Annotated in this window: 15 protein-coding genes; 3 read left to right on the forward strand and 12 right to left on the reverse strand. The window is 56.1% G+C overall.

What is annotated here, in order from left to right:
* The 4 genes from ACR0CW_RS22360 to rpsL form a co-directional block, all read right to left on the reverse strand.
* Positions 1 to 91, reverse strand: a 91-nt coding sequence (locus ACR0CW_RS22360; protein WP_215675807.1) for a GTP-binding protein, incomplete at its 3' end; no start/stop codon positions are given.
* A 60-nt stretch (positions 92 to 151) separates the two neighbouring features.
* Complete coding sequence (gene fusA, locus ACR0CW_RS22365; RefSeq protein ID WP_155142446.1) at positions 152 to 2,269, reverse strand: elongation factor G; 2,118 nt, start codon at positions 2,267 to 2,269, stop codon at positions 152 to 154.
* 18 nt (positions 2,270 to 2,287) lie between these two features.
* Positions 2,288 to 2,758 (reverse strand): 30S ribosomal protein S7, encoded by a 471-nt coding sequence (gene rpsG / locus ACR0CW_RS22370; protein WP_010441203.1) that lies wholly within the window; start codon positions 2,756 to 2,758, stop codon positions 2,288 to 2,290.
* A 15-nt stretch (positions 2,759 to 2,773) separates the two neighbouring features.
* Entirely contained in the window at positions 2,774 to 3,145 is a 372-nt protein-coding gene (gene rpsL, locus ACR0CW_RS22375; RefSeq protein ID WP_005621086.1) for a 30S ribosomal protein S12, read from the reverse strand.
* 396 nt (positions 3,146 to 3,541) lie between these two features.
* On the opposite strand from rpsL, the gene ACR0CW_RS22380 reads away from it, so the two are divergent.
* Entirely contained in the window at positions 3,542 to 4,348 is an 807-nt protein-coding gene (locus tag ACR0CW_RS22380) for a putative rhamnosyl transferase (RefSeq protein WP_480789491.1), read from the forward strand.
* On the opposite strand, the gene ACR0CW_RS22385 is transcribed toward ACR0CW_RS22380, so the two are convergent.
* The 6 genes from ACR0CW_RS22385 to rplJ form a co-directional block, all read right to left on the reverse strand.
* Positions 4,333 to 5,202 (reverse strand): DMT family transporter, encoded by an 870-nt coding sequence (locus ACR0CW_RS22385; RefSeq protein WP_480789492.1) that lies wholly within the window; start codon positions 5,200 to 5,202, stop codon positions 4,333 to 4,335. The two genes, ACR0CW_RS22380 and ACR0CW_RS22385, sit on opposite strands and share 16 nt — an antisense overlap.
* 207 nt (positions 5,203 to 5,409) lie before the next feature.
* Entirely contained in the window at positions 5,410 to 6,789 is a 1,380-nt protein-coding gene (locus tag ACR0CW_RS22390) for an autotransporter outer membrane beta-barrel domain-containing protein (protein WP_480789493.1), read from the reverse strand.
* A gap of 231 nt (positions 6,790 to 7,020) precedes the next feature.
* Positions 7,021 to 11,262, reverse strand: a complete 4,242-nt coding sequence (gene rpoC / locus ACR0CW_RS22395; protein ID WP_480789494.1) for a DNA-directed RNA polymerase subunit beta' — start codon at positions 11,260 to 11,262, stop codon at positions 7,021 to 7,023.
* A 53-nt stretch (positions 11,263 to 11,315) separates the two neighbouring features.
* Positions 11,316 to 15,452 carry a DNA-directed RNA polymerase subunit beta gene (gene rpoB / locus ACR0CW_RS22400; RefSeq protein WP_480789495.1) on the reverse strand — a complete coding sequence of 1,379 codons (4,137 nt, stop codon included), beginning with the start codon at positions 15,450 to 15,452 and terminating at the stop codon, positions 11,316 to 11,318.
* Between the two features lie 250 nt (positions 15,453 to 15,702).
* Complete coding sequence (rplL, locus tag ACR0CW_RS22405) at positions 15,703 to 16,077, reverse strand: 50S ribosomal protein L7/L12 (protein ID WP_155142436.1); 375 nt, start codon at positions 16,075 to 16,077, stop codon at positions 15,703 to 15,705.
* Positions 16,078 to 16,156: 79 nt separating this feature from the next.
* Positions 16,157 to 16,675, reverse strand: a complete 519-nt coding sequence (gene rplJ, locus ACR0CW_RS22410; RefSeq protein ID WP_170337106.1) for a 50S ribosomal protein L10 — start codon at positions 16,673 to 16,675, stop codon at positions 16,157 to 16,159.
* Positions 16,676 to 17,089: 414 nt separating this feature from the next.
* On the opposite strand from rplJ, the gene ACR0CW_RS22415 reads away from it, so the two are divergent.
* Positions 17,090 to 18,049, forward strand: coding sequence for an aminoglycoside phosphotransferase family protein (locus ACR0CW_RS22415; RefSeq protein WP_480789496.1), 960 nt, complete (start codon positions 17,090 to 17,092; stop codon positions 18,047 to 18,049).
* A 104-nt stretch (positions 18,050 to 18,153) separates the two neighbouring features.
* On the opposite strand, the gene rplA is transcribed toward ACR0CW_RS22415, so the two are convergent.
* Together rplA and rplK are read right to left on the reverse strand one after the other, a co-directional pair.
* Complete coding sequence (gene rplA / locus ACR0CW_RS22420) at positions 18,154 to 18,852, reverse strand: 50S ribosomal protein L1 (protein WP_008758243.1); 699 nt, start codon at positions 18,850 to 18,852, stop codon at positions 18,154 to 18,156.
* 1 nt (position 18,853) lies between these two features.
* On the reverse strand, positions 18,854 to 19,303 hold the full coding sequence (gene rplK / locus ACR0CW_RS22425) for a 50S ribosomal protein L11 (RefSeq protein ID WP_037314971.1): 450 nt from the start codon (positions 19,301 to 19,303) through the stop codon (positions 18,854 to 18,856).
* Positions 19,304 to 19,643: 340 nt separating this feature from the next.
* Here rplK and gntH point away from each other — a divergent pair, with 340 nt between their 5' ends.
* Entirely contained in the window at positions 19,644 to 20,900 is a 1,257-nt protein-coding gene (gntH, locus tag ACR0CW_RS22430) for a guanitoxin biosynthesis MBL fold metallo-hydrolase GntH (RefSeq protein WP_480789497.1), read from the forward strand.
* Positions 20,901 to 20,992: the final 92 nt, after the last annotated feature.

The following is a 20,992-nucleotide window of genomic DNA, read 5'->3' on the forward strand; positions in this document are numbered from 1 at the left end:
CTGCGGTCAGCGTGGTCTTGCCGTGGTCAACGTGGCCAATCGTGCCGATGTTGACGTGCGGTTTTGTACGCTCAAACTTTTCCTTTGCCATGATGGCCTCCTTTTTCGGTAATGAAGGGAGCTCGTTAACCGAGCTCCCTCAAATCTTCGCTTATGCGTATTTCGCCTGGATCTCGTCCGAGATGTTCTGCGGAACCGGATCGTAGTGGTCGAACTGCATGGTGAACTGGGCACGGCCCGACGACATCGAACGCAGGGTGTTGATGTAGCCGAACATGTTCGCCAGCGGAACGAACGCGTCGATCGCGATCGCGTTGCCGCGCGGTTCCTGACCAGACACCTGGCCACGACGCGAGGTCAGGTCGCCGATGATACCGCCGGTGTATTCTTCCGGGGTGATCACTTCGACCTTCATGATCGGTTCCAGCAGTTTCGCGCCAGCTTTGCGCATGCCTTCACGCATACACATACGGGCTGCGATTTCGAACGCCAGAACGCTCGAGTCAACATCGTGGAACTTACCGTCCAGCAGGGCAACCTTGAAGTCGATCACGGGGAAGCCAGCCAGAGGGCCGCTGTCCATAACCGACTGGATGCCTTTTTCGACACCCGGGATGTATTCCTTCGGAACGGCACCACCAACGATGCGGCTTTCGAACGAGTAACCTTCGCCCGGCTCGGTCGGAGTGATCTCGAGTTTAACCTCACCGAACTGACCCGAACCACCCGACTGTTTCTTGTGGGTGTAGGTGTGCTCGACAGGCATCGAAATGGTTTCACGATAGGCCACCTGCGGTGCACCGATGTTCGCTTCAACCTTGAACTCACGCTTCAGACGGTCAACTAGGATGTCTAGATGAAGTTCGCCCATGCCCTTCATGATGGTCTGACCCGATTCCAGGTCGGTTTCCACACGGAAGGACGGGTCTTCGGCGGCCAGACGGGCCAGACCCTGGGACATCTTCTCTTGGTCGCCCTTGGTTTTGGGCTCAACCGCGATCTCGATCACCGGATCGGGGAAGGTCATGGTTTCCAGAACCACCGGATCCTTCGCGTCACACAGGGTGTCACCGGTGGTGGTGTCTTTCAGACCCGCCAGCGCGATGATGTCGCCTGCAAACGCTTCTTCGATCTCTTCCCGGTTGTTCGAGTGCATCATCATCATACGACCGATGCGCTCTTTTTTACCTTTGGTCGAGTTCAGGATCGAGTCACCCTTGTTCATGGTGCCCGAGTAGATCCGGGTAAAGGTCAGCGAGCCAACGAAGGGGTCGTTCATGATTTTGAACGCCAGGCCCGAGAAGGCCATGTCGTCGTCTGCACGACGGGCGATGTCACGAACTTCTTCCTCGTCGCCGGGTTTGAAGCCCATGTAATCAACAACGTCCAGCGGGCTGGGCAGATAGTCGATCACAGCGTTGAGCAGAGGCTGAACGCCTTTGTTCTTGAACGCCGAACCACCCAGAACCGGAACGAACGCGATTTCCAGAGTACCTTTACGCAGCAGGGCGCGCAGGGTCGGAACGTCGGGTTCATTGCCTTCCAGGTATTCCATCATCGCGTCGTCGTCCATTTCGACGGCCGCTTCGATCATCTTGCCGCGCCATTCGTCAGCCATGTCTTTCAGGCTGTCGCGGATAGGAGCTTTGATCCAGCTTGCGCCCAGATCTTCGCCCTGCCACAGCCACTCTTCCATGGTGACCAGGTCGATCAGACCTTCCAGCTCGGACTCGGCACCGATCGGAATACCAACCGGAACAGCGCGTGCGCCGGTGCGGTCTTCGATCATGTTGACGCAGTTGAAGAAGTCAGCGCCGATCTTGTCCATTTTGTTGACGAAAACCATACGCGGAACCTTGTAGCGGTCTGCCTGACGCCACACGGTTTCGGTTTGGGGCTCAACACCGGCGTTTGCGTCCAGAACGCAGACGGCACCGTCGAGAACCGCCAGCGAACGCTCAACTTCGATGGTAAAGTCAACGTGGCCGGGGGTGTCGATGATGTTCAGGCGGTGCTTAGGAGTTTCGGCGGTCTGACCGTCTTCGGTGCGCTCCCAGAAAGTGGTGGTCGCAGCCGAAGTGATGGTGATGCCGCGTTCCTGCTCCTGCTCCATCCAGTCCATGGTGGCTGCACCATCGTGCACCTCACCGATGTTGTGGGATTTACCAGTGTAATACAGGATACGCTCCGAGCAGGTGGTCTTACCTGCGTCGATGTGCGCCATGATACCGAAGTTACGGTACAGTTCGAGCGGATATTCGCGTGCCATTTTTGATAAGCCTCTGAATTACCAACGGTAGTGGCTGAAGGCTTTGTTCGCCTCGGCCATCTTGTGGGTGTCTTCGCGCTTCTTCACGGCAGTACCGCGGGACTGTACAGCGTCCAGCAGTTCACCGGCGAGGCGTTCTTCCATGGTGTTTTCGTTGCGGCCGCGCGCAGCGGTGATCAGCCAGCGGATGGCCAGTGCTTCGCGGCGCTCAGGGCGCACTTCGACCGGAACCTGATAGGTTGCACCACCAACCCGGCGCGAGCGAACCTCAACCGACGGTTTGATGTTGTCGAGCGCTTCGTGGAACACTTCGACAGGTGCGCGCTTTACCTTGTTCTCAACGCGATCAAAGGCGTTGTAAACGATGCGCTCTGCGACCGACTTCTTGCCGTCGATCATCAGGTTGTTCATGAATTTGGTCAGTACCTTGTCGCCAAATTTGGCGTCAGGCAGGACTTCGCGTTTTTCGGCGGCGTGACGACGTGACATATCAGCCTCTCCTTCTTACTTGGGACGCTTCGCGCCGTATTTCGAACGACGTTGCTTACGATCTTTGACGCCCTGAGTATCCAGAACACCGCGCAGGATGTGGTAACGCACACCGGGAAGGTCTTTTACACGGCCGCCACGGATCAGAACAACCGAGTGTTCCTGTAGGTTGTGGCTTTCACCCGGGATGTACGAGATGACCTCGAACCCGTTGGTCAGGCGCACCTTGGCAACCTTACGCATAGCCGAGTTCGGCTTCTTCGGTGTGGTGGTGTACACGCGGGTGCAAACGCCGCGCTTCTGCGGGCACTGCTCCAGGTGCATGGACTTCGAGCGTTTTACTTTGGGCTGCCGCGGCTTGCGGATCAGCTGCTGAATAGTTGGCATTCCGGTTTCTTCCCCGTTTTGCAACACACATGACATGCACGCGCATTGCGTGCGGTTAAATTCGCTGCACTTATGCGTCCACAAGCGCAAAACCCGCGAACGTTCCCATTCCGAGGTGAACGTCGCGGTTGTTTATCAGAGGGCGCGAACGACAAAATTGTCCGGGCCTTGACCAGTTCATTACTGGAATCGGTTGTGGGGCGGCCCCCGGCACCGAGATGTCGCGCGTAATAGGGGGAGTCGGCCCGAGTGTCAACAGCACACCCGCTGCGCTGCCGGCTATCCGGATTGCAATGACCTATCAAAGCCCCAGTGCAGTTTCAATTCCAACAGCCAGTTGCGGGTCCGACGAGGCAGAGGCATAGTCGCCACAACTACGTTCTTTACGGATTAGACATGCAAGTCATCGGTTTGTGCCGCTTCTCCTATCCTGCCCTCGGTGGTTTCCAGATTGAGCATGATACGATCGAGGAACGACGGCAGTACCTCTATAGCACGGAGAGACTGGAGGAGCGGTTTCGCCTGTTCGAGGCAACCACCCTGCCCTGTTTCCGCGAACAAACAGACGAAGACTATCAGTTGCTGATCGTAATCGGTGACTGCCTGCCGAAACCTGCACTGGATCGCCTGCATGATCTCACCGCCGGAATGAAACAGGTTCGGATCATAAAGCGGCAGCCTGAACGCCATCGTAAGGTCATGAAAGAGATTCTTAACGCCGCCAGGGATGATTTCAATCAGCCCTGCCTGCAGTTTCGGCACGACGATGATGATGCCGTTTCGGTTGATTTCGTCGAGCGGTTGCGCATAGCAGCGGAAGAGTGCAAAGGGCTGATGGCTGAAAACCGATCTGTTGCCATCGACTACAATCACGGGTTTCTGGCCCGGTTTGGGCCAGAAGGGGTGCAGGCCAAGAAAGTGTTTCGGCATTTGTTGGGTGTTGCATTTGGCATGTATGTGCGCGGTGGTTGCCCACTGACGATCATGAACTTCACCCACCACAGGATCGGCAACTCAATGCCAGTCGTCAGCTATCCGGACGCGCCGATGTGGGTGCGCACGCTGAACCAGTTCAACGACTCACCCAATACCCGGAACAGCAAGATCGAGATGACACCGCTGGACCCGGAACTCGAAGGTGAATTCATTGCGCGCTTTGCCATCGATCAGGACTATGTCAGACAGGTTCACTCCGTTACCTGATGGGTCCGTTCACGGAACAGGGTGAACAAACCGGCGGCAACAACCAGCACCGCTCCAAGCATCGTGATCTGATCCGGCCATTCGTCGAACACCAACCATCCCAGTCCCAATGCCCAGATCAGGCTGGAGTATCTGAAGGGTGCTACAAAACCCACGTCCCCTACCCGCATCACCATAACGCTGAACAGGTATCCCATCAGAACAAAGACCGCCGCCGACGCGACCAGCATTCCAGCGCCTGTCGAAACTGGAACCCAGCCTTCCAATATCGATGCGATTGCCGCAGCAGCGGTGATCGAAAGTGATGTCGCAAGCGTAACAACCATCGACGGCACCTCGGCTGACATACGCCGCGTAATCAGATCCCGCACGGTGACTGACGCGACCGCAACCAATGCATAAAGGGAAAATACACTAAAGCCTTCGGGTCCGGGCCGTACGATCAGCAACATGCCTATGAACCCAAGGGCAATCGCCAGGATACGCCGCCACCCAATATGTTCCGAAAAAAACAGAGCAGCACCCAGAGTGACGGTTAAAGGTAATGCCTGCAGTACCGCTGTCACATTAGCCAGCGGCATGCTTTTTAACGCCGTCAGAAAGAAGAAAGTCGCTGACAGTTCCGCCAGACACCGCAAAGCCACCAGCCATCTGTCATGGTGCGGGAAATTCAGGTGCAGCGATCCCAAAAAGCGGGCAAGTACATAGATCAGAATTGTGGCTAACGCGCCGCGAATAGCGACAAGCTGAAACAGCGGCAATTCCTGCAAGGCAACCTTAACTAGTGTATCATTCACGGTAAAAGCTGCCATGCTTCCCACCATCAGCAAGGCGCCCTTTACATTTGGGGTCATATCAATCTGGTCCGGCCTGAAATCAATCTGGCCATTGGCTCAACCAGCAGACGCAATGTCAACTAGTCCAAGCAACAATTTACTAGGTCGCTCCCGTCAATGCTTCACTGTCCAAACCAGCAAACATTCAGTCTGGACGCAAGGGTATCGTCCATCCGCAGAACGTTCATTCAGGCTGACGCATTTCTAGTGCCCGTTCACCCGCGCTTAAAAGTCAAAGTTGAAAGCAAGCTCGACCTCGACCTCATTGTATCCACTCAGCCCGATGCCATCATAGGTCACTTTGGTAGTCCAACGACCACCATTTTCAGTCAAAATATCCGTACCTGCCGAAAGCGATCCAATGACATCTCCGGTGCTGTCGATGGTCATGTCATTGCTCAGTACACGCCTGTCTCCGGGCTGCTCAGCATACCAATCAACCCCGGCACTCATAAAGGGTAGCCATTGCAACCCGTTCGAGCCAATGATTGGGTCGCGCCAGACATCAACCGCCAATCGGGTAATCAAAGTCTCAGCATTATGGCTGGTGACCGTAAATGTTGAGGTCCCATTCGAGTATTGATGCGCAGGCATGTCGTCATTTGCGTAAAAGATGCCAAGCTTCGGGAATATCGAATAGTTGCCGCTATTGATACGTCTGGTGATGTTGGCATCAACAAAGAACCGGTCTGCATCAAATGACGACCGATAGGCAGCTATGCCGTTTTTGAATTTTCGGTTGGCATATCCAAGCCAGATATCCACCAGCGTATATTCGTCCGGTCTCCACCCCAGATACGGACCTATGAAATAGCTGTTGGCATCCGCAGAAACTGTGTTGTTAAACGAGTCGGTGTCAGTTGATTCAAAGCCACCTGCAAAACCAACCTTTACAGCCCCACTTTGCCACAAGTCCGCCCCAACGATAATCTGGGCGCTGTTGTCACGACCACCTCGACCAAACTGGTTGTTGTTTGCATGAAGGTAGGTCACATCAAACCAAGCAAGGCTTTCTTCTTTGGTCGAAGTGGAACCGGCGCTATCGGCACCATAGGGGCCAAGTGCACGCCGGTTCAAACGCTCAGTAATAGACCAACGCCCTAGCAGGATCGGGGAAAAGCCAATAATGGCACTTTCGGTCAGTTGCTGACCGCCGGTAGCGCCCCCTCCATCAGGTTCGGTACCACCCCCACCAGGGCGGATCGGAACAGGTGGCAACGTCTGGTCTGGGCGCGCCAGTTGGTTGGTGGTTGCTATTTCGCAATCTCCACCATCACCCGATATCTCAGAGAGCGTGTGCGCGCCAGCTGCGCCGGTAGCCACAATCGGAGAAGCCGAGATATGCAGCCCCTGCCCGACCCAGGTGTCAACACGGGTCGACGAAGCAGTTGCGTCAAGAGCAAACCTGGATCCACCTGTCGTCCTGGACAGCCAAAGCGACTGACTGCCATCTTCTGTCGTTGTAAGTGAACGCAGACTCCCGAGCGATGCGCATGGAGCATTCTGAGCTGACAGGATTTGCGGCGATAACCCGCACGCAAAAACCAAACCCAAGGCGAGGCTGGTCTTTGAGACAGGTCTTGGAGCGGTTCTGTTTAAAGCCATTGGATTCTACCTTAAAAATAATTTCAATATATGCATCCAACTGGAACCCAGTCCATGCCTGCCCATTTCATTTTTTAGGTGTGTTGTAGCTGCTGCTTTCTTAAGTTGAATCTTCGGCCTGCGAGAAAAATGTGGCTGGCAAGAGCAATTGAGTTTTGCCAATCCAGACGACTCAAAATCAAAAGGCCCCGCGAAATCGCGGGGCCTTCCTTTGTTCATATAGGTTAGCGATTACTCGCGGCTTTCCGGTGTTTCCACCAGAACATCCAGTTCATCACCGACCATATCGTCGTCCATCATCGGAGCAGCCAGAGCAGCGGCCGCTTCGGCCTCTTCCCGGCGCGCTTCGATCACCACATTGTCACGCGACTGCGCGATATGGCGGACGCTTTGAGTCGCACCACCGGTACCGGCGGGGATCAGACGACCAACGATGACGTTCTCTTTCAGGCCAACCAGTTTGTCCTTCTTGCCCTGAACCGAAGCTTCGGTCAGCACGCGGGTGGTTTCCTGGAACGACGCCGCCGAGATGAACGAACGCGTCTGCAGCGAGGCTTTGGTGATCCCCAAGAGGATCGGCTCGCCCTGTGCCGGACGACCACCGCGGGCGATGGTCTTCTCGTTGGCCGCGTCGAACTCTTGCTTGTCGACATGTTCGCCTTTTAGCAGAGTGGTGTCGCCTGAATCCAGGATCTCCCACTTCTGCAGCATCTGGCGCACGATGACCTCGATGTGCTTGTCGTTGATCTTCACGCCCTGCAGACGATAGACGTCCTGCACTTCGTCGATCATGTAATCCGCCAGCGCTTCGACACCCATGATGGACAGGATGTCATGCGGAGCCGGGTTACCGTCCATCAGGTATTCACCCTTCTGGATGAAGTCCCCTTCGGCGACCGGGATGTGCTTGCCCTTGGGCACCATGTACTCGATGGTCTCCATGGACTCGTCAGCCGGTTCGATGCTGATGCGGCGCTTGTTCTTGTAGTCGCGGCCAAAGCGCACGTAACCATCGGCTTCTGCGATGATCGCGTGATCTTTCGGACGACGGGCTTCGAACAGTTCCGCCACACGCGGCAGACCACCGGTGATGTCCTTGGTCTTGGCGCCTTCACGCGGGATACGCGCAACAACGTCGCCGGCTTCAACCTGCTGACCGTCTTCGACCGACAGGATCGCATCCACCGACATCGGATAGTGAACCGGGTTGCCCGCATCGTTGCGGACCGGCTCACCATCTGCGCCAACCAGAATGATCTCAGGCTTGAGGTCGCTGCCTTTGGGGGCAGCGCGCCAGTCGATCACGATCTTCTGGGTCATACCGGTTGCTTCGTCGGTCTCGTCACGGACAGCAAGGCCCGAAACAAGGTCGACATATTTTGCGGTACCGGCTTTCTCAGCGATGATCGGCAGGGTGTAGGGATCCCATTCGAACAGCTTGTCGCCACGGGCCACTTTGGTGCCGTCCTTGACGAACAGCTTTGAACCGTAGCCCAGCTTGTGGCTGGCACGCTCTTCGCCGTGTTCGTCCTTGATCACCAGCTTCATGTTCCGGCCCATGACCAGGCTGTCGCCTGCCGCATTGACCAGAATCTGCGGGTTCTCGAACGAAACAACACCGTCCTGGCTGGCTTCCTGGAACGACTGCTGACCACCTTGCGCAACACCACCGATGTGGAAGGTCCGCATCGTCAGCTGCGTACCGGGTTCACCGATGGACTGGGCGGCGATGATACCGACAGCCTCACCCGTGTTCACCATGGTACCGCGTGCAAGGTCACGACCGTAGCAGGTCGCACAGACGCCTTCCTCGGACTCACAGGTCAGAGGCGAGCGGATGCGCATCGACGCAACGGCGGCCTCGTCAATGGCGTCGGCCATACGTTCATCGATCAGCTGACCGGCAGCGACCAGAACCTCATCCGTACCCGGACGCAGAACGTCATCGGCAGACACACGACCCAGCACACGCTCGGCCAGCGAAGCGACGACTTCACCGTCATTGACTGCAGCTTCGGCTGTGATCGCGCGCTCGGTTCCACAATCGACCTCGCGAACGATGCAGTCCTGTGCGACGTCCACCAGGCGACGGGTCAGGTAACCCGAGTTCGCCGTCTTCAGAGCGGTATCCGACAGACCCTTACGGGCACCGTGTGTCGAGTTGAAGTACTCGAGAACGGTCAGACCTTCTTTAAAGTTCGAGATGATCGGTGTCTCAATGATGTCGCCGTTCGGCTTGGCCATCAGGCCGCGCATACCGCCCAGCTGTTTCATCTGAGTAACCGAGCCACGCGCACCCGAGTGAGCCATCATGTAGACCGAGTTTGGTTCCTGCTCGGAGCCATCCTCTGCCCGATCCGACGAAGAGATCGTGCTCATCATCGCCTCGGTGACGCGGTCGTTACACTTTGACCAGGCATCGACAACTTTGTTGTACTTTTCACCCTGAGTGATCAGGCCGTCCATGTACTGTTGTTCGAAATCCTTCACCTGATCGCGGGTGTCATCAACGATGCCCCACTTGTCGCCCGGGATGACCATGTCGTCCTTACCGAACGAGATACCGGCCTTGAACGCTTCTTTGAAGCCCATCGACATGATCTGGTCACAGAAGATGACCGACTCTTTCTGACCGCAATAGCGGTAGACAGTGTCGATCACCTGCTGCACTTCTTTCTTACGCAGCAGGCGGTTAACCAGCTCGAACGGCGCCTTGTTGTTCATCGGCAGCAGAGCACCCAGACGCACGCGGCCCGGAGTGGTCTCGAAACGCTGCTGAACTTCGTTGCCTTCGTCGTCGATCTGAGTGATCCGGGCAGTGATCTTCGAGTGCAGGTGAACTTCACCCGCGTCCAGCGCGTGCTGGACCTCGTCGATCGAGCCGAACACTTTGCCTTCGCCGGGCATGCCTTCACGTTCTAGGGTCAGATAGTAGAGACCCAGGATCATATCCTGCGACGGAACGATGATCGGCGCGCCGTTTGCAGGCGACAGAACGTTGTTCGTCGACATCATCAATACACGGGCTTCCAGCTGCGCCTCAAGGCTCAGCGGAACGTGAACAGCCATCTGGTCACCGTCGAAGTCAGCGTTAAAGGCCGAACAGACCAGCGGGTGCAGCTGAATGGCTTTACCTTCGATCAGGACCGGCTCGAACGCCTGAATGCCAAGACGGTGCAGCGTCGGCGCACGGTTCAGCATGACAGGGTGTTCGCGGATCACCTCGTCGAGGATATCCCACACTTCGGGACGCTCTTTCTCAACCAGTTTCTTCGCCTGCTTCACGGTCGAAGACAGACCCTTGGCTTCAAGGCGCGAGTAGATGAACGGCTTGAATAGTTCCAGCGCCATCTTCTTGGGCAGACCACACTGGTGCAGCTTGAGTTCCGGACCGGTCACGATGACCGAACGGCCCGAGAAGTCGACGCGCTTACCCAGAAGGTTCTGACGGAAGCGGCCCTGCTTACCTTTCAGCATATCCGACAGCGATTTCAGCGGGCGCTTGTTGGCACCGGTGATCACGCGGCCACGACGGCCGTTGTCGAACAGAGCATCCACGGATTCCTGCAACATCCGCTTTTCGTTACGGACGATGATGTCAGGCGCGCGCAGTTCGATCAGACGCTTCAGACGGTTGTTCCGGTTGATGACGCGGCGATACAGATCGTTCAGATCCGAGGTCGCAAAGCGGCCACCATCCAGCGGAACCAGCGGACGCAGTTCCGGCGGGATGACCGGGATCACGGTCATCACCATCCACTCAGGCCGGTTGCCCGACTCGAGGAAGGATTCAACAACCTTCAGACGCTTGATGATCTTCTTGGGCTTCAGTTCGCCGGTCGCTTCGGCCAGATCAGCGCGCAGCTGCTCAGCTTCGGCTTCCAGATCGATCTGGGCCAGCATCTCACGGATGGCTTCAGCACCGATATTCGCGGTGAACGCGTCCATGCCATAGGCATCCTGCGCATCCATGTACTCTTCTTCGGTCAGCATCTGGCCGTAGGTCAGGTCGGTCAGACCGGGCTCGATGACAACATAGTTTTCAAAGTACAGAACGCGTTCCAGATCACGCAGCGTCATGTCCAGCATCAGACCGATGCGGGACGGCAGCGACTTCAGGAACCAGATATGTGCAACGGGCGCGGCCAGTTCGATGTGGCCCATACGCTCGCGGCGGACTTTCTGCAGGGTGACTTCCACACCGCACTTCTCGCAGACAACGCCGCGATATTTCATCCGCTTATATTTGCCACACAGACATTCGTAGTCTTTGATCGGGCCAAAGATACGCGCGCAGAACAGACCGTCACGCTCGGGTTTGAACGTCCGGTAGTTGATGGTTTCGGGCTTCTTGATCTCACCATAGGACCAAGACAGGATCCGTTCAGGGCTGGCCAGCGAAACCTTGATCTCGTCAAAGACTTTCGGCGGTGTCAGCGGGTTGAACGGGTTGTTGGTGATTTCCTGGTTCATTTTGATACCTCAAATTTTGCGGAAGGGGGGGACGGGAGGAAGGGCCGAGGCCCTTACTCCTCAACCTCCGCATCCAGGAGTTCCATATTCAGGCCGAGGCCACGGACTTCTTTAACCAGAACGTTGAACGATTCCGGTACGCCCGCTTCAAAGTTATCCTCGCCCTTGACGATCGACTCATAGACCTTGGTCCGGCCGGCGACGTCATCCGATTTCACGGTGAGCATCTCCTGCAGGGTGTAGGCGGCGCCGTAAGCTTCCAGAGCCCAGACTTCCATCTCACCAAAGCGCTGACCACCGAACTGCGCCTTACCACCCAGCGGCTGCTGGGTAACCAGGCTGTACGGCCCGGTCGAACGCGCGTGGATTTTGTCGTCCACCAGGTGGTGCAGTTTCAGCAGGTACTTGATGCCCACGGTCACCGGACGTGCGAATTGCTCACCGGTACGACCGTCGAACAGAACCGACTGACCGCTTTCCGAGAAGCCCGCACGCACCAGCGCGTCGTTGACGTCTGCCTCTTTGGCACCGTCGAAGACCGGGGTAGCGATCGGAACACCGCGGGTCACGTTGCCCGCGGCCTCGATCAGACCATCCTCGTCCAGACCGGTGATGCCTTCTTCGTAGACATCTTCGCCATAGGCCAGCTTCATCGCTTCGCGAACCGGGGTCAGATCGCCAGAGCGGCGGTATTCACCCAGAGCCTCATCGATGTTCAGACCCAGACCGCGTGCGGCCCAACCCATGTGGGTTTCAAGGATCTGACCGACGTTCATACGCGAAGGCACGCCCAGCGGGTTCAGACAGAAGTCTACCGGCGTACCATCGGCCAGGAACGGCATGTCTTCCATCGGAACAACCTTGGAGATCACACCCTTATTCCCGTGACGACCGGCCATCTTGTCGCCCGGTTGCAGCTTACGCTTCACGGCGATGAAGACTTTGACCATCTTCATCACACCCGGCGGCAGGTCGTCGCCACGGCGGACCTTCTCGACCTTGTCTTCGAAACGGGCGTCCAGAGCACGCTTTTGCACTTCGTACTGCTCGTTCAGAGCCTCAACGATCTGTGCGTCCTGCTCGCCTTCCAGCGCCAATTGCCACCACTGACCACGAGTCAGGGTATCCAGCAGTTCCTCGGTGATCACCGACCCTGCCTTGACGCCTTTCGGGCCTTTGACAGCGGTTTTACCCAGGATCAGGCCTTGCAGACGCGCATAGATGTTGCGGTCGAGGATCGCCAGCTCGTCGTCCCGGTCACGGGCCAGACGTTCGACTTCCTCACGCTCGATCTGCAGCGCACGCTCGTCTTTCTCGACGCCGTGGCGGTTGAAGACGCGGACCTCAACGACCGTACCGTAATCGCCCGGCTTCACGCGCAGCGAGGTGTCGCGCACGTCAGATGCTTTTTCACCAAAGATGGCGCGCAGCAGCTTTTCTTCCGGGGTCATCGGGCTTTCGCCCTTCGGAGTGATCTTGCCGACCAGAATATCGCCCGGCTCAACATCCGCACCGATGTAAACGATGCCAGCCTCGTCGAGGTTGCGCAGCGCTTCTTCACCGACGTTCGGGATGTCGCGGGTGATCTCTTCCGGGCCCAGTTTGGTGTCACGGGCGGCGACTTCGAATTCCTCGATATGGACCGAGGTGAAGACGTCGTCACGCGCGATACGTTCCGAGATCAGGATCGAGTCTTCGTAGTTGTAGCCGTTCCAAGGCATAAACGCGACGACCACGTTCTTACCAAGGGCCAGTTCACCCATATCGGTCGACGGACCGTCGGCAATGACTTCGCCCTTCTGGACGGTGTCACCTACTTTGATCAGCGGACGCTGGTTGATGCAGGTGTTTTGGTTCGAACGCTGGAATTTGCGCAGACGATAGATGTCAACGCCAGCGTCGCCCAGTTCCAGATCCTCAGTAGCGCGGATAACGATACGCTGGGCATCGACCTGGTCGATGATACCGGCGCGTTTCGCCTGAATCGCGGCACCCGAGTCGATCGCAACCTTCTCCTCGATGCCGGTACCGACCAGCGGCGCTTCGGCGCGCAGCAGCGGAACCGCCTGACGTTGCATGTTCGAGCCCATAAGAGCGCGGTTGGCGTCGTCGTTTTCAAGGAACGGGATCAGCGATGCAGCAACCGAGACCAGCTGTTTCGGCGACACGTCGATCAGGTCTACATTCTCACGCGGGGCAAGCGTGTAGTCACCAGCCTGACGGGTCGACACCAGATCGTTGATGAACTTGCCATCTGCATCCAGAGTCGCGTTCGCCTGCGCCACGGTGTGACGCATTTCCTCGGTCGCGGACATGTAGTGAACCTCATCGGTCACCTCGGCGTCTTTGACGACGCGGTACGGTGTTTCGATGAAGCCATACTTGTTCACGCGGGCAAAGGTGGCCAGCGAGTTAATCAGACCGATGTTCGGGCCTTCCGGCGTTTCAATCGGGCACATCCGGCCATAGTGGGTTGGGTGTACGTCGCGTACCTCAAAGCCCGCACGCTCACGCGTCAAACCACCGGGGCCAAGCGCCGAGAGACGGCGTTTGTGGGTGACTTCCGACAGCGGGTTGGTCTGGTCCATGAACTGCGACAGCTGTGACGAGCCGAAGAATTCGCGGACAGCAGCTGCAGCCGGTTTCGCGTTGATCAGGTCCTGAGGCATGACGGTGTCGATCTCGACCGACGACATACGCTCTTTGATCGCGCGCTCCATGCGCAGCAGACCGACGCGGTACTGATTTTCCATCAGTTCGCCAACCGAACGGACACGACGGTTGCCGAGGTGGTCGATATCATCCACGTCGCCTTTGCCGTCACGCAGTTCCACCAGCGCCTTGATGCAGGCCACGATGTCTTCGCGGCGCAGAGTGCGCAGGGTGTCAGGCGCGTCCAGAGCCAGACGCATGTTCATCTTCACACGGCCAACGGCGGACAAGTCATAACGCTCGCTGTCGAAGAACAGCGTGTCGAACAGGGCCGAGGCCGCTTCGACGGTGGGCGGCTCGCCCGGACGCATGACGCGATAGATGTCCATGAGCGCGCTTTCGCGGTTCATGTTCTTGTCCTGCGCCATAGTGTTGCGCATGTAAGGGCCGACATTGACGTTGTCGATGTCCAGAACCGGGATGTCGGTGATGCCCGCGTCGATCAGTTCCTTTGCGGTACCGCCGATCAGGTCGCCATCCTTGTCATATTCCAAGGTCAGTTCGTCACCGGCCTCGACATAGATCGCGCCGGTTTCTTCGTTGATGATGTCCTTGGCGACATACTTGCCAACGATATGGTCGAACGGAACCAGCAGGTCGGTAACAACGCCTTCTTCGATCAGTTTCTTAACTGCGCGCGGGGTGACTTTCTTGCCTGCTTCAGCAATCACTTCACCTGATTTCGCGTCAACCAGATCATAGGTCGGACGGGTGCCACGAACACGCTCGGGGAAGAACGGCGTGATCCAGCCTTTCTTCTTGTCCAGTTTGTAGGACACGGTGTTGTAGTAGGCATCCATGATGCCTTCCTGGTCCAGACCCAAAGCGTAAAGCAGCGTGGTCACCGGCAGTTTGCGGCGACGGTCGATACGAGCGAACACGATGTCCTTGGCGTCGAACTCAAAGTCCAGCCAGCTGCCGCGATACGGGATGATGCGGCAGGCGAACAGCAGTTTACCCGAGGAATGGGTTTTGCCCTTGTCGTGATCAAAGAACACACCGGGCGAGCGGTGCATCTGGGATACGATCACGCGCTCGGTGCCGTTGACAACGAACGTACCGTTCGGGGTCATCAAGGGCATGTCGCCCATGAAGACATCCTGTTCCTTGATGTCTTTGACCGATTTAGCACCGGTATCTTCATCGACATCAAACACGATCAGACGCAGAGTGACCTTCAGCGGCGCGCTGTAGGTCATGTCGCGCTGCATGCACTCTTCGACGTCATATTTAGGCTTTTCCAGATCGTATTTTACGAACTCCAGAACGGAGGTTTCGTTGAAATCCTTGATCGGGAAAACCGACTGGAACACGCCCTTGATGCCTTCGCCGTCAGTGGGCTGCTCTGCATCGCCGGAGCGCAGGAAAAGATCATAAGAAGATTTCTGGACCTCAATGAGGTTCGGCATCTCCAGCACTTCGCGGATTTTGCCGTAATATTTACGAAGACGTTTCTGGCCAAGGAACGTTTGAGCCATGTCAGATGTCACCTTTCGATGTTCTCAGCGGGCAAAGACACCGTCGGGCCCCGGCATCTTGCACATTCGAGACGACACGTCCGGATCAATTCATGGCCACCGTCCCGAAGGCAGCCTCCCGATCCGAAAACCGTGTCTTAGAAAACGCCCCAGATATTGAGGCCCTTTCTAAGACAGGTTCGGCTGGACCCGGATTTCTCCGGACCCAGCCAAATTTTTCGGCACATCAGCGATGCACCAGAGACTAAGCTTAGGCCAGCTCGACTTCGGCGCCAGCTGCTTCCAGCTTGCCTTTGATGTCTTCTGCTTCTGCTTTGTCTACGCCTTCTTTGATCTTGCCGCCGGCTTCGACCAGTTCCTTGGCTTCTTTCAGGCCCAGGCCGGTGATGCCGCGAACTTCTTTGATGACGTTGATTTTCGAAGCGCCGGCGTTCTTCAGAACGACGTCGAATTCGGTTTTTTCTTCCTCAGCTGCGCCACCGGCGTCGCCACCAGCTGCAACCATTACGGCGCCGCCAGCTGCAGGCTCGATGCCGTATTCGTCTTTGAGGATAGTTTTCAGTTCTTGTGCTTCCAGCAGGGTCAGACCCACGATGCTTTCTGCGAGTGCTTTCAGATCAGCCATTTTATCAGCTCTTTCCGTTTACAGTGTGTGTTCCAACGTCAGGGTATTTACCCTACGCAGATCATTCAGTGCCAACCGCTTACGCAGCTTCCGCCTTCTCTTCGATGGTGGAAAGGATGCTTGCGATGTTGCTTGCAGGTGCGCCAATCGCGCCGGCGATGTTCGAAGCAGGTGCGCCAATGCAGCCCACGATCGAAGCAATAAGCTCCTCGCGAGACGGCATTTTCGAAACGGCTTCAACGCCTTTGCGGTCCAGAGCGTTCTCGCCCATAGCACCGCCGAGGATCTCAAAATTCTTGTTATCCTTGGCGAAGTCCTCGGCCACCTTGGCTGCTGCCACGGGGTCCTCGGAATAGGTCAGAACGGTCATCCCTGTCAGCAGGTCGGCCATGCTTTCACACGGCTTACCCTCAAGGGCGATTTTGGCGAGCCTGTTCTTGGCAACACGCACGGAACCTCCGGCTTCGCGCGCACGCGAACGCAGGTCCTGCATCTCGGCAACTGTCAGACCGGCGTAGTGCGAAACCACTACGACGCCAGAGCTTTCGAAGATTTGGCCGAGTTCCTCGACCACTTTCTCTTTCTGGGCTCTATCCACAGTTCTCTCCAAGTTAGGGATGAAACCTCATCCCGGCTCATATTTGCCGCAGCTTACGCTCCGGCGTTCAGGTCCGTTGTTACGGGATTGGCCAAAATTCGCCCGAGGGTCAGGACCCTCGAAATTCTTTGGTCTTACCCGTCTCAGGCAGGGAATTAAGACCTTTCGCAAGGTCACCCACCGTCTTGGACGAAACGAAATAAAGCGCACGACGAATCGCACGCTTTACTCCGCAGTTCTCTTTAGGGCAGATGGCGGGGGTTTCCAAGGGGTAAATTGGTCAGATCCCGGAAATCCGTCCGGCTCACTTTCGAGCTTTGGCCAACAGAGAAATGGCAGCCATTGACACATAACCTGCGCTGAGGTCCTGTCACCTGCACATACAGAAGATCAATCACAGGCGCCACTCTCCGAATGCCGGACCTTACCGAGAGCGAAAGACAGTTTACATCCGACTGCGTGGCTGAGTTTCTGAGTTACGTGAACACTGACGCTACGGAACAAGTCGAGTGCATCTACCGCTCACATGCTTTCCCAAATTCGCGCCTCGTCCTGAAGGTTCAAACCAAGCCCGCAACCTACGCTTTAAAGATTGATACCGAGGCTCCTGACACCGGAAGATTGCGCGGTGAATTTGACCTTCTGACCAAACTGCATATCCATTTCGAGGACAACCCAACCACTCAGGTTATCCGCCCGGTATATCTATCAGACACAAACTCCTTTTTCGTCACAGAGTTTATTGACCGGCCGACAGCAGTGGATCTGATCTACAACAGCACAGATGACGATCAGGTCGCACAGGTATTCCGTCGTGCAGGATCTTGGCTCAATGACCTTCATAGCTGCCAATTGCCAGTAAGTTATGCCTTCCGACCAAAGTGGATGACCGACAGCATTAGTGATCTGCTGGATGCGGTGCCCTATGATATCTCGGATCAAAGTCAGAGATGGGTGAACATCATGTTCGCCGAAGCCGCCCGCCTGAAAGGCATTGAAGACATTCGGGTCTTTTCACATGGCGATTTTCATGGGCAGAACCTGATCATCGGGCAGGGCAAAACGATTGGCCTGGATTTCACCGAAGCCCGAAAGAAACTGGCGGTGTATGACATCGTTGATTTTCTGAAAGCAGATATATTTCGGGAAGCTGGGGCATCAGAGGTGGATCGAAGCGGCATCCTGAAGAAAAACAAAGATATGTTTTTCCGCCGCTACAAGCACCCCATAAACACCGAGATTCTGGATTTCTGCATCCGGGCGCGGTTGCTGAAAGACTGGCTCTTTCTTCACCAAAGACGTAATGCTTGCAGTGAATTCGAAGAGCACAAGCGAGAACGCCTTGGCATTCGGCTAAGGCAAGTATTCGGCTAGATCATCGGGGAACTTTTCGATCATCCACAAACATCGACCCCTAAAAGAAAACCCGGGCAGCTTTCGCTACCCGGGTTAATTCTGTCACTACTGGTCGCTAAGGCTTATTCGCCCGCAGCAGCTGCAACGTCCAGAGTCACGCCTGGGCCCATGGTCGAGCTCAGTGCGATTTTCTTCATGTAGGTGCCTTTGGCGCCCGACGGCTTGGCCTTGGCCACGGCCGAGATGAAGGCGCGGACGTTTTCGACCAGCTTGGCTTCGTCGAACGACGCTTTGCCAACACCGGCGTGTACTACGCCACCTTTTTCAGCTTTGAACTGAACTTCACCACCTTTGGCTGCTTCCACGGCCGCTTTCACGTCCATGGTCACAGTGCCAACTTTGGGGTTCGGCATCAGGTTGCGGGGGCCCAGAACTTTACCCAGACGACCAACGATCGGCATCATGTCAGGGGTCGCAATGCAGCGATCGAATTCGATGGTGCCGCCCTGAATGGTTTCCATCAGGTCTTCTGCGCCAACGATATCTGCGCCCGCTTCTTTTGCTTCGTCAGCTTTGGGGCCACGAGCAAATACAGCAACGCGCATCGCTTTACCGGTGCCGTTCGGCAGGCCGACAACGCCGCGAACCATCTGGTCTGCGTGACGAGTGTCAACGCCCAGGTTCAGAGCGATTTCGATGGTCTCGTCGAATTTCGAAGTTGCGTTGGCTTTGACCAGGGCAACTGCTTCGTCCACCGACAGGTTTTCCTTGCCAGCGACAGCTTCGCGCGCAGCGCGGGTACGTTTACCGAGTTTTGCCATCTTACTTCACCTCGATGCCCATAGAGCGGGCCGAGCCCAGGATGATCTGCATTGCGCCTTCGACGTCGTTGGCGTTCAGATCTTTCATTTTGGCTTCGGCGATTTCACGAACCTGCTTCGAGGTCACGGTGGCCACGGTCTCACGACCTGGGTTTTCCGCGCCACGGGGACGGTTACGCTTGCCAACCGGCTTCAGACCAGCTGCTTTTTTCAGGTAGTAAGACGCGGGCGGCGTCTTGATGTCCATGGTGAAGGACTTGTCCTGATAGTATGTGATCACGGTCGGGCAAGGTGCACCTTGCTCCATGTCTGCGGTCTTGGCGTTGAACGCCTTGCAGAATTCCATGATGTTGATACCGCGCTGACCCAGCGCCGGACCAACTGGCGGCGACGGGTTCGCCTGACCTGCAGGAACCTGCAGTTTCATTGTACCAGCAAGCTTCTTGGCCATTTGGTTTTCCTTTCAACTTAGGTGAAACGCGTTCCACCCAGATTATGTTGCGTGGTCCGATCCGGGATCGCGATCCCAGCAACCTCCCACGAGAGAATCTCGCCCGAAGACGATAGAGGCGGCGTTTACAGGGGAATGCGGGGGTTGGCAAGGGGATCACTGACCCAATCCGAGACGACTTACAGGGCAACTTTCAAAAACAGTCACCTGCCCATCTATACTACTTCCTTGCATGCGATTCCGAGTAAAACTTGCCAAACACATTCAAAAATTGCGACCCTTGGATGAGTCGGAACTGCGTGTTTGGTTTCTCGACGATATCCTTATGGGAGGGCTTTCGATGTTATTTTCCAAGACTTTCATAAATGTAATAACGCTTAGCGCCGGGATCACCACAGCCGCAGCGACGATCACGATAGCGCAAAACGAGGAACCTTCGGAATGGTCAAGGACCGACCCATACCCCAACCAAACTGTTTACTACCCGGGAACTGAATCTCTGGGGCCTGACGAGATGCGGGTTATCGCTTGCGGAACGGGGATGCCTCAACCACGCCTTAAACAAGCTGCCGCCTGCTTTCTTGTTGAACTGGGCAATGGTGAAAAATTCATCTTCGATATGGGCGAAGGTTCATATGAACGGATCATGGCGCTTGGGATACCCCTGGATCAACTGGATAAGGTCTTTTTAGGTCACTTGCACCTTGATCATGCAGGCGATTTTCCAGCCTTCTATTTTACCGGCCCCGTAAACAATCGCTTAACTCCAGTCCGCCTTTGGGGGCCTGAGGGGATCAAGCCGGAATGGGGCACTAAGGCATGGTCCGACCACATGATGAAGATGTGGGCCTGGGAAGAAGCGACCCGAGGCGCGGCAGTCGATCCGAGAGGATTGCAGCTTGAAGTGAACGAATTCGATTGGAAAGCTGTAAACAATGTCATCTTTGATGAAAACGGCGTTCAAGTCAGAACACTGCCAGCTATTCATGGCGAGCAATCGGTTAGTTTTCTATTGGAATGGAATGGCCTCAAGTTCGCTTTTTCCTCTGATACACTTCCGACACGCTGGTGGAGAGAGCATGCCGCCGGTGCCGATCTTGCCATCCACGAGTGCTTCACTCCCCCTGAATACATGATCGAAAAGTACGGTTTTGAACCATCTGAGGCGATTTTTGTGGGCTCACAGGGGCATACAGCTGCACAGGCGTTTGGGAAGATCATGTCTGAGACAGAACCGCGACTGGCAGTTTGTTATCACTTCCAGAACGATCATGACATCGCGTTGGCCGTCTATTCGGCAATACGGGAAACCTATGACGGCCCGTTGGATTTAGCCGCTGATTTCATGACATGGAATGTGACGAAAGATAGTGTTCGAACCCGACAAGGGATACCCAACGAAGAGTCCTTTCCAGCACCGGTTCAAATGGCGAAGCAACCCCCAGACTCTGCCGCAGAGTTTCCATTCTCCGAATTCGATCTTGAAAGCATGGACCTTGGGGCTGCCGAAGCTACAAACGATATGATCGAAGCATTCAATGAGCGCTCGGGCAACAATGAGGTAGGTGCCTACACCAGCCTTCCCTTCAAAGAATAGGGAGCTAGAGCGCGTCTGGCTTTATCAGATTCAGTCTTCCCCAGTTTTCTGATCCGTGATTCCATATCTTTGAGCAGATATGGAGGTAGCAG

The organism is Ruegeria sp. CH6, from assembly GCF_056537005.1.

What these genes read in the sequence shown, in the direction of transcription:
- ACR0CW_RS22390 (WP_480789493.1), bottom strand. Translation starts at nt 6,789, where the DNA reads ATGGCTTTAAACAGAACCGCTCCAAGACCTGTCTCAAAGACCAGCCTC.
- gntH (WP_480789497.1), top strand. Translation starts at nt 19,644, where the DNA reads ATGTTATTTTCCAAGACTTTCATAAATGTAATAACGCTTAGCGCCGGG.
- rpsL (WP_005621086.1), bottom strand. Translation starts at nt 3,145, where the DNA reads ATGCCAACTATTCAGCAGCTGATCCGCAAGCCGCGGCAGCCCAAAGTA.
- rplL (WP_155142436.1), bottom strand. Translation starts at nt 16,077, where the DNA reads ATGGCTGATCTGAAAGCACTCGCAGAAAGCATCGTGGGTCTGACCCTG.
- fusA (WP_155142446.1), bottom strand. Translation starts at nt 2,269, where the DNA reads ATGGCACGCGAATATCCGCTCGAACTGTACCGTAACTTCGGTATCATG.
- ACR0CW_RS22415 (WP_480789496.1), top strand. Translation starts at nt 17,090, where the DNA reads ATGCCGGACCTTACCGAGAGCGAAAGACAGTTTACATCCGACTGCGTG.
- rpsG (WP_010441203.1), bottom strand. Translation starts at nt 2,758, where the DNA reads ATGTCACGTCGTCACGCCGCCGAAAAACGCGAAGTCCTGCCTGACGCC.
- rpoC (WP_480789494.1), bottom strand. Translation starts at nt 11,262, where the DNA reads ATGAACCAGGAAATCACCAACAACCCGTTCAACCCGCTGACACCGCCG.
- rplA (WP_008758243.1), bottom strand. Translation starts at nt 18,852, where the DNA reads ATGGCAAAACTCGGTAAACGTACCCGCGCTGCGCGCGAAGCTGTCGCT.
- rplK (WP_037314971.1), bottom strand. Translation starts at nt 19,303, where the DNA reads ATGGCCAAGAAGCTTGCTGGTACAATGAAACTGCAGGTTCCTGCAGGT.
- ACR0CW_RS22385 (WP_480789492.1), bottom strand. Translation starts at nt 5,202, where the DNA reads ATGACCCCAAATGTAAAGGGCGCCTTGCTGATGGTGGGAAGCATGGCA.
- ACR0CW_RS22380 (WP_480789491.1), top strand. Translation starts at nt 3,542, where the DNA reads ATGCAAGTCATCGGTTTGTGCCGCTTCTCCTATCCTGCCCTCGGTGGT.
- rpoB (WP_480789495.1), bottom strand. Translation starts at nt 15,452, where the DNA reads ATGGCTCAAACGTTCCTTGGCCAGAAACGTCTTCGTAAATATTACGGC.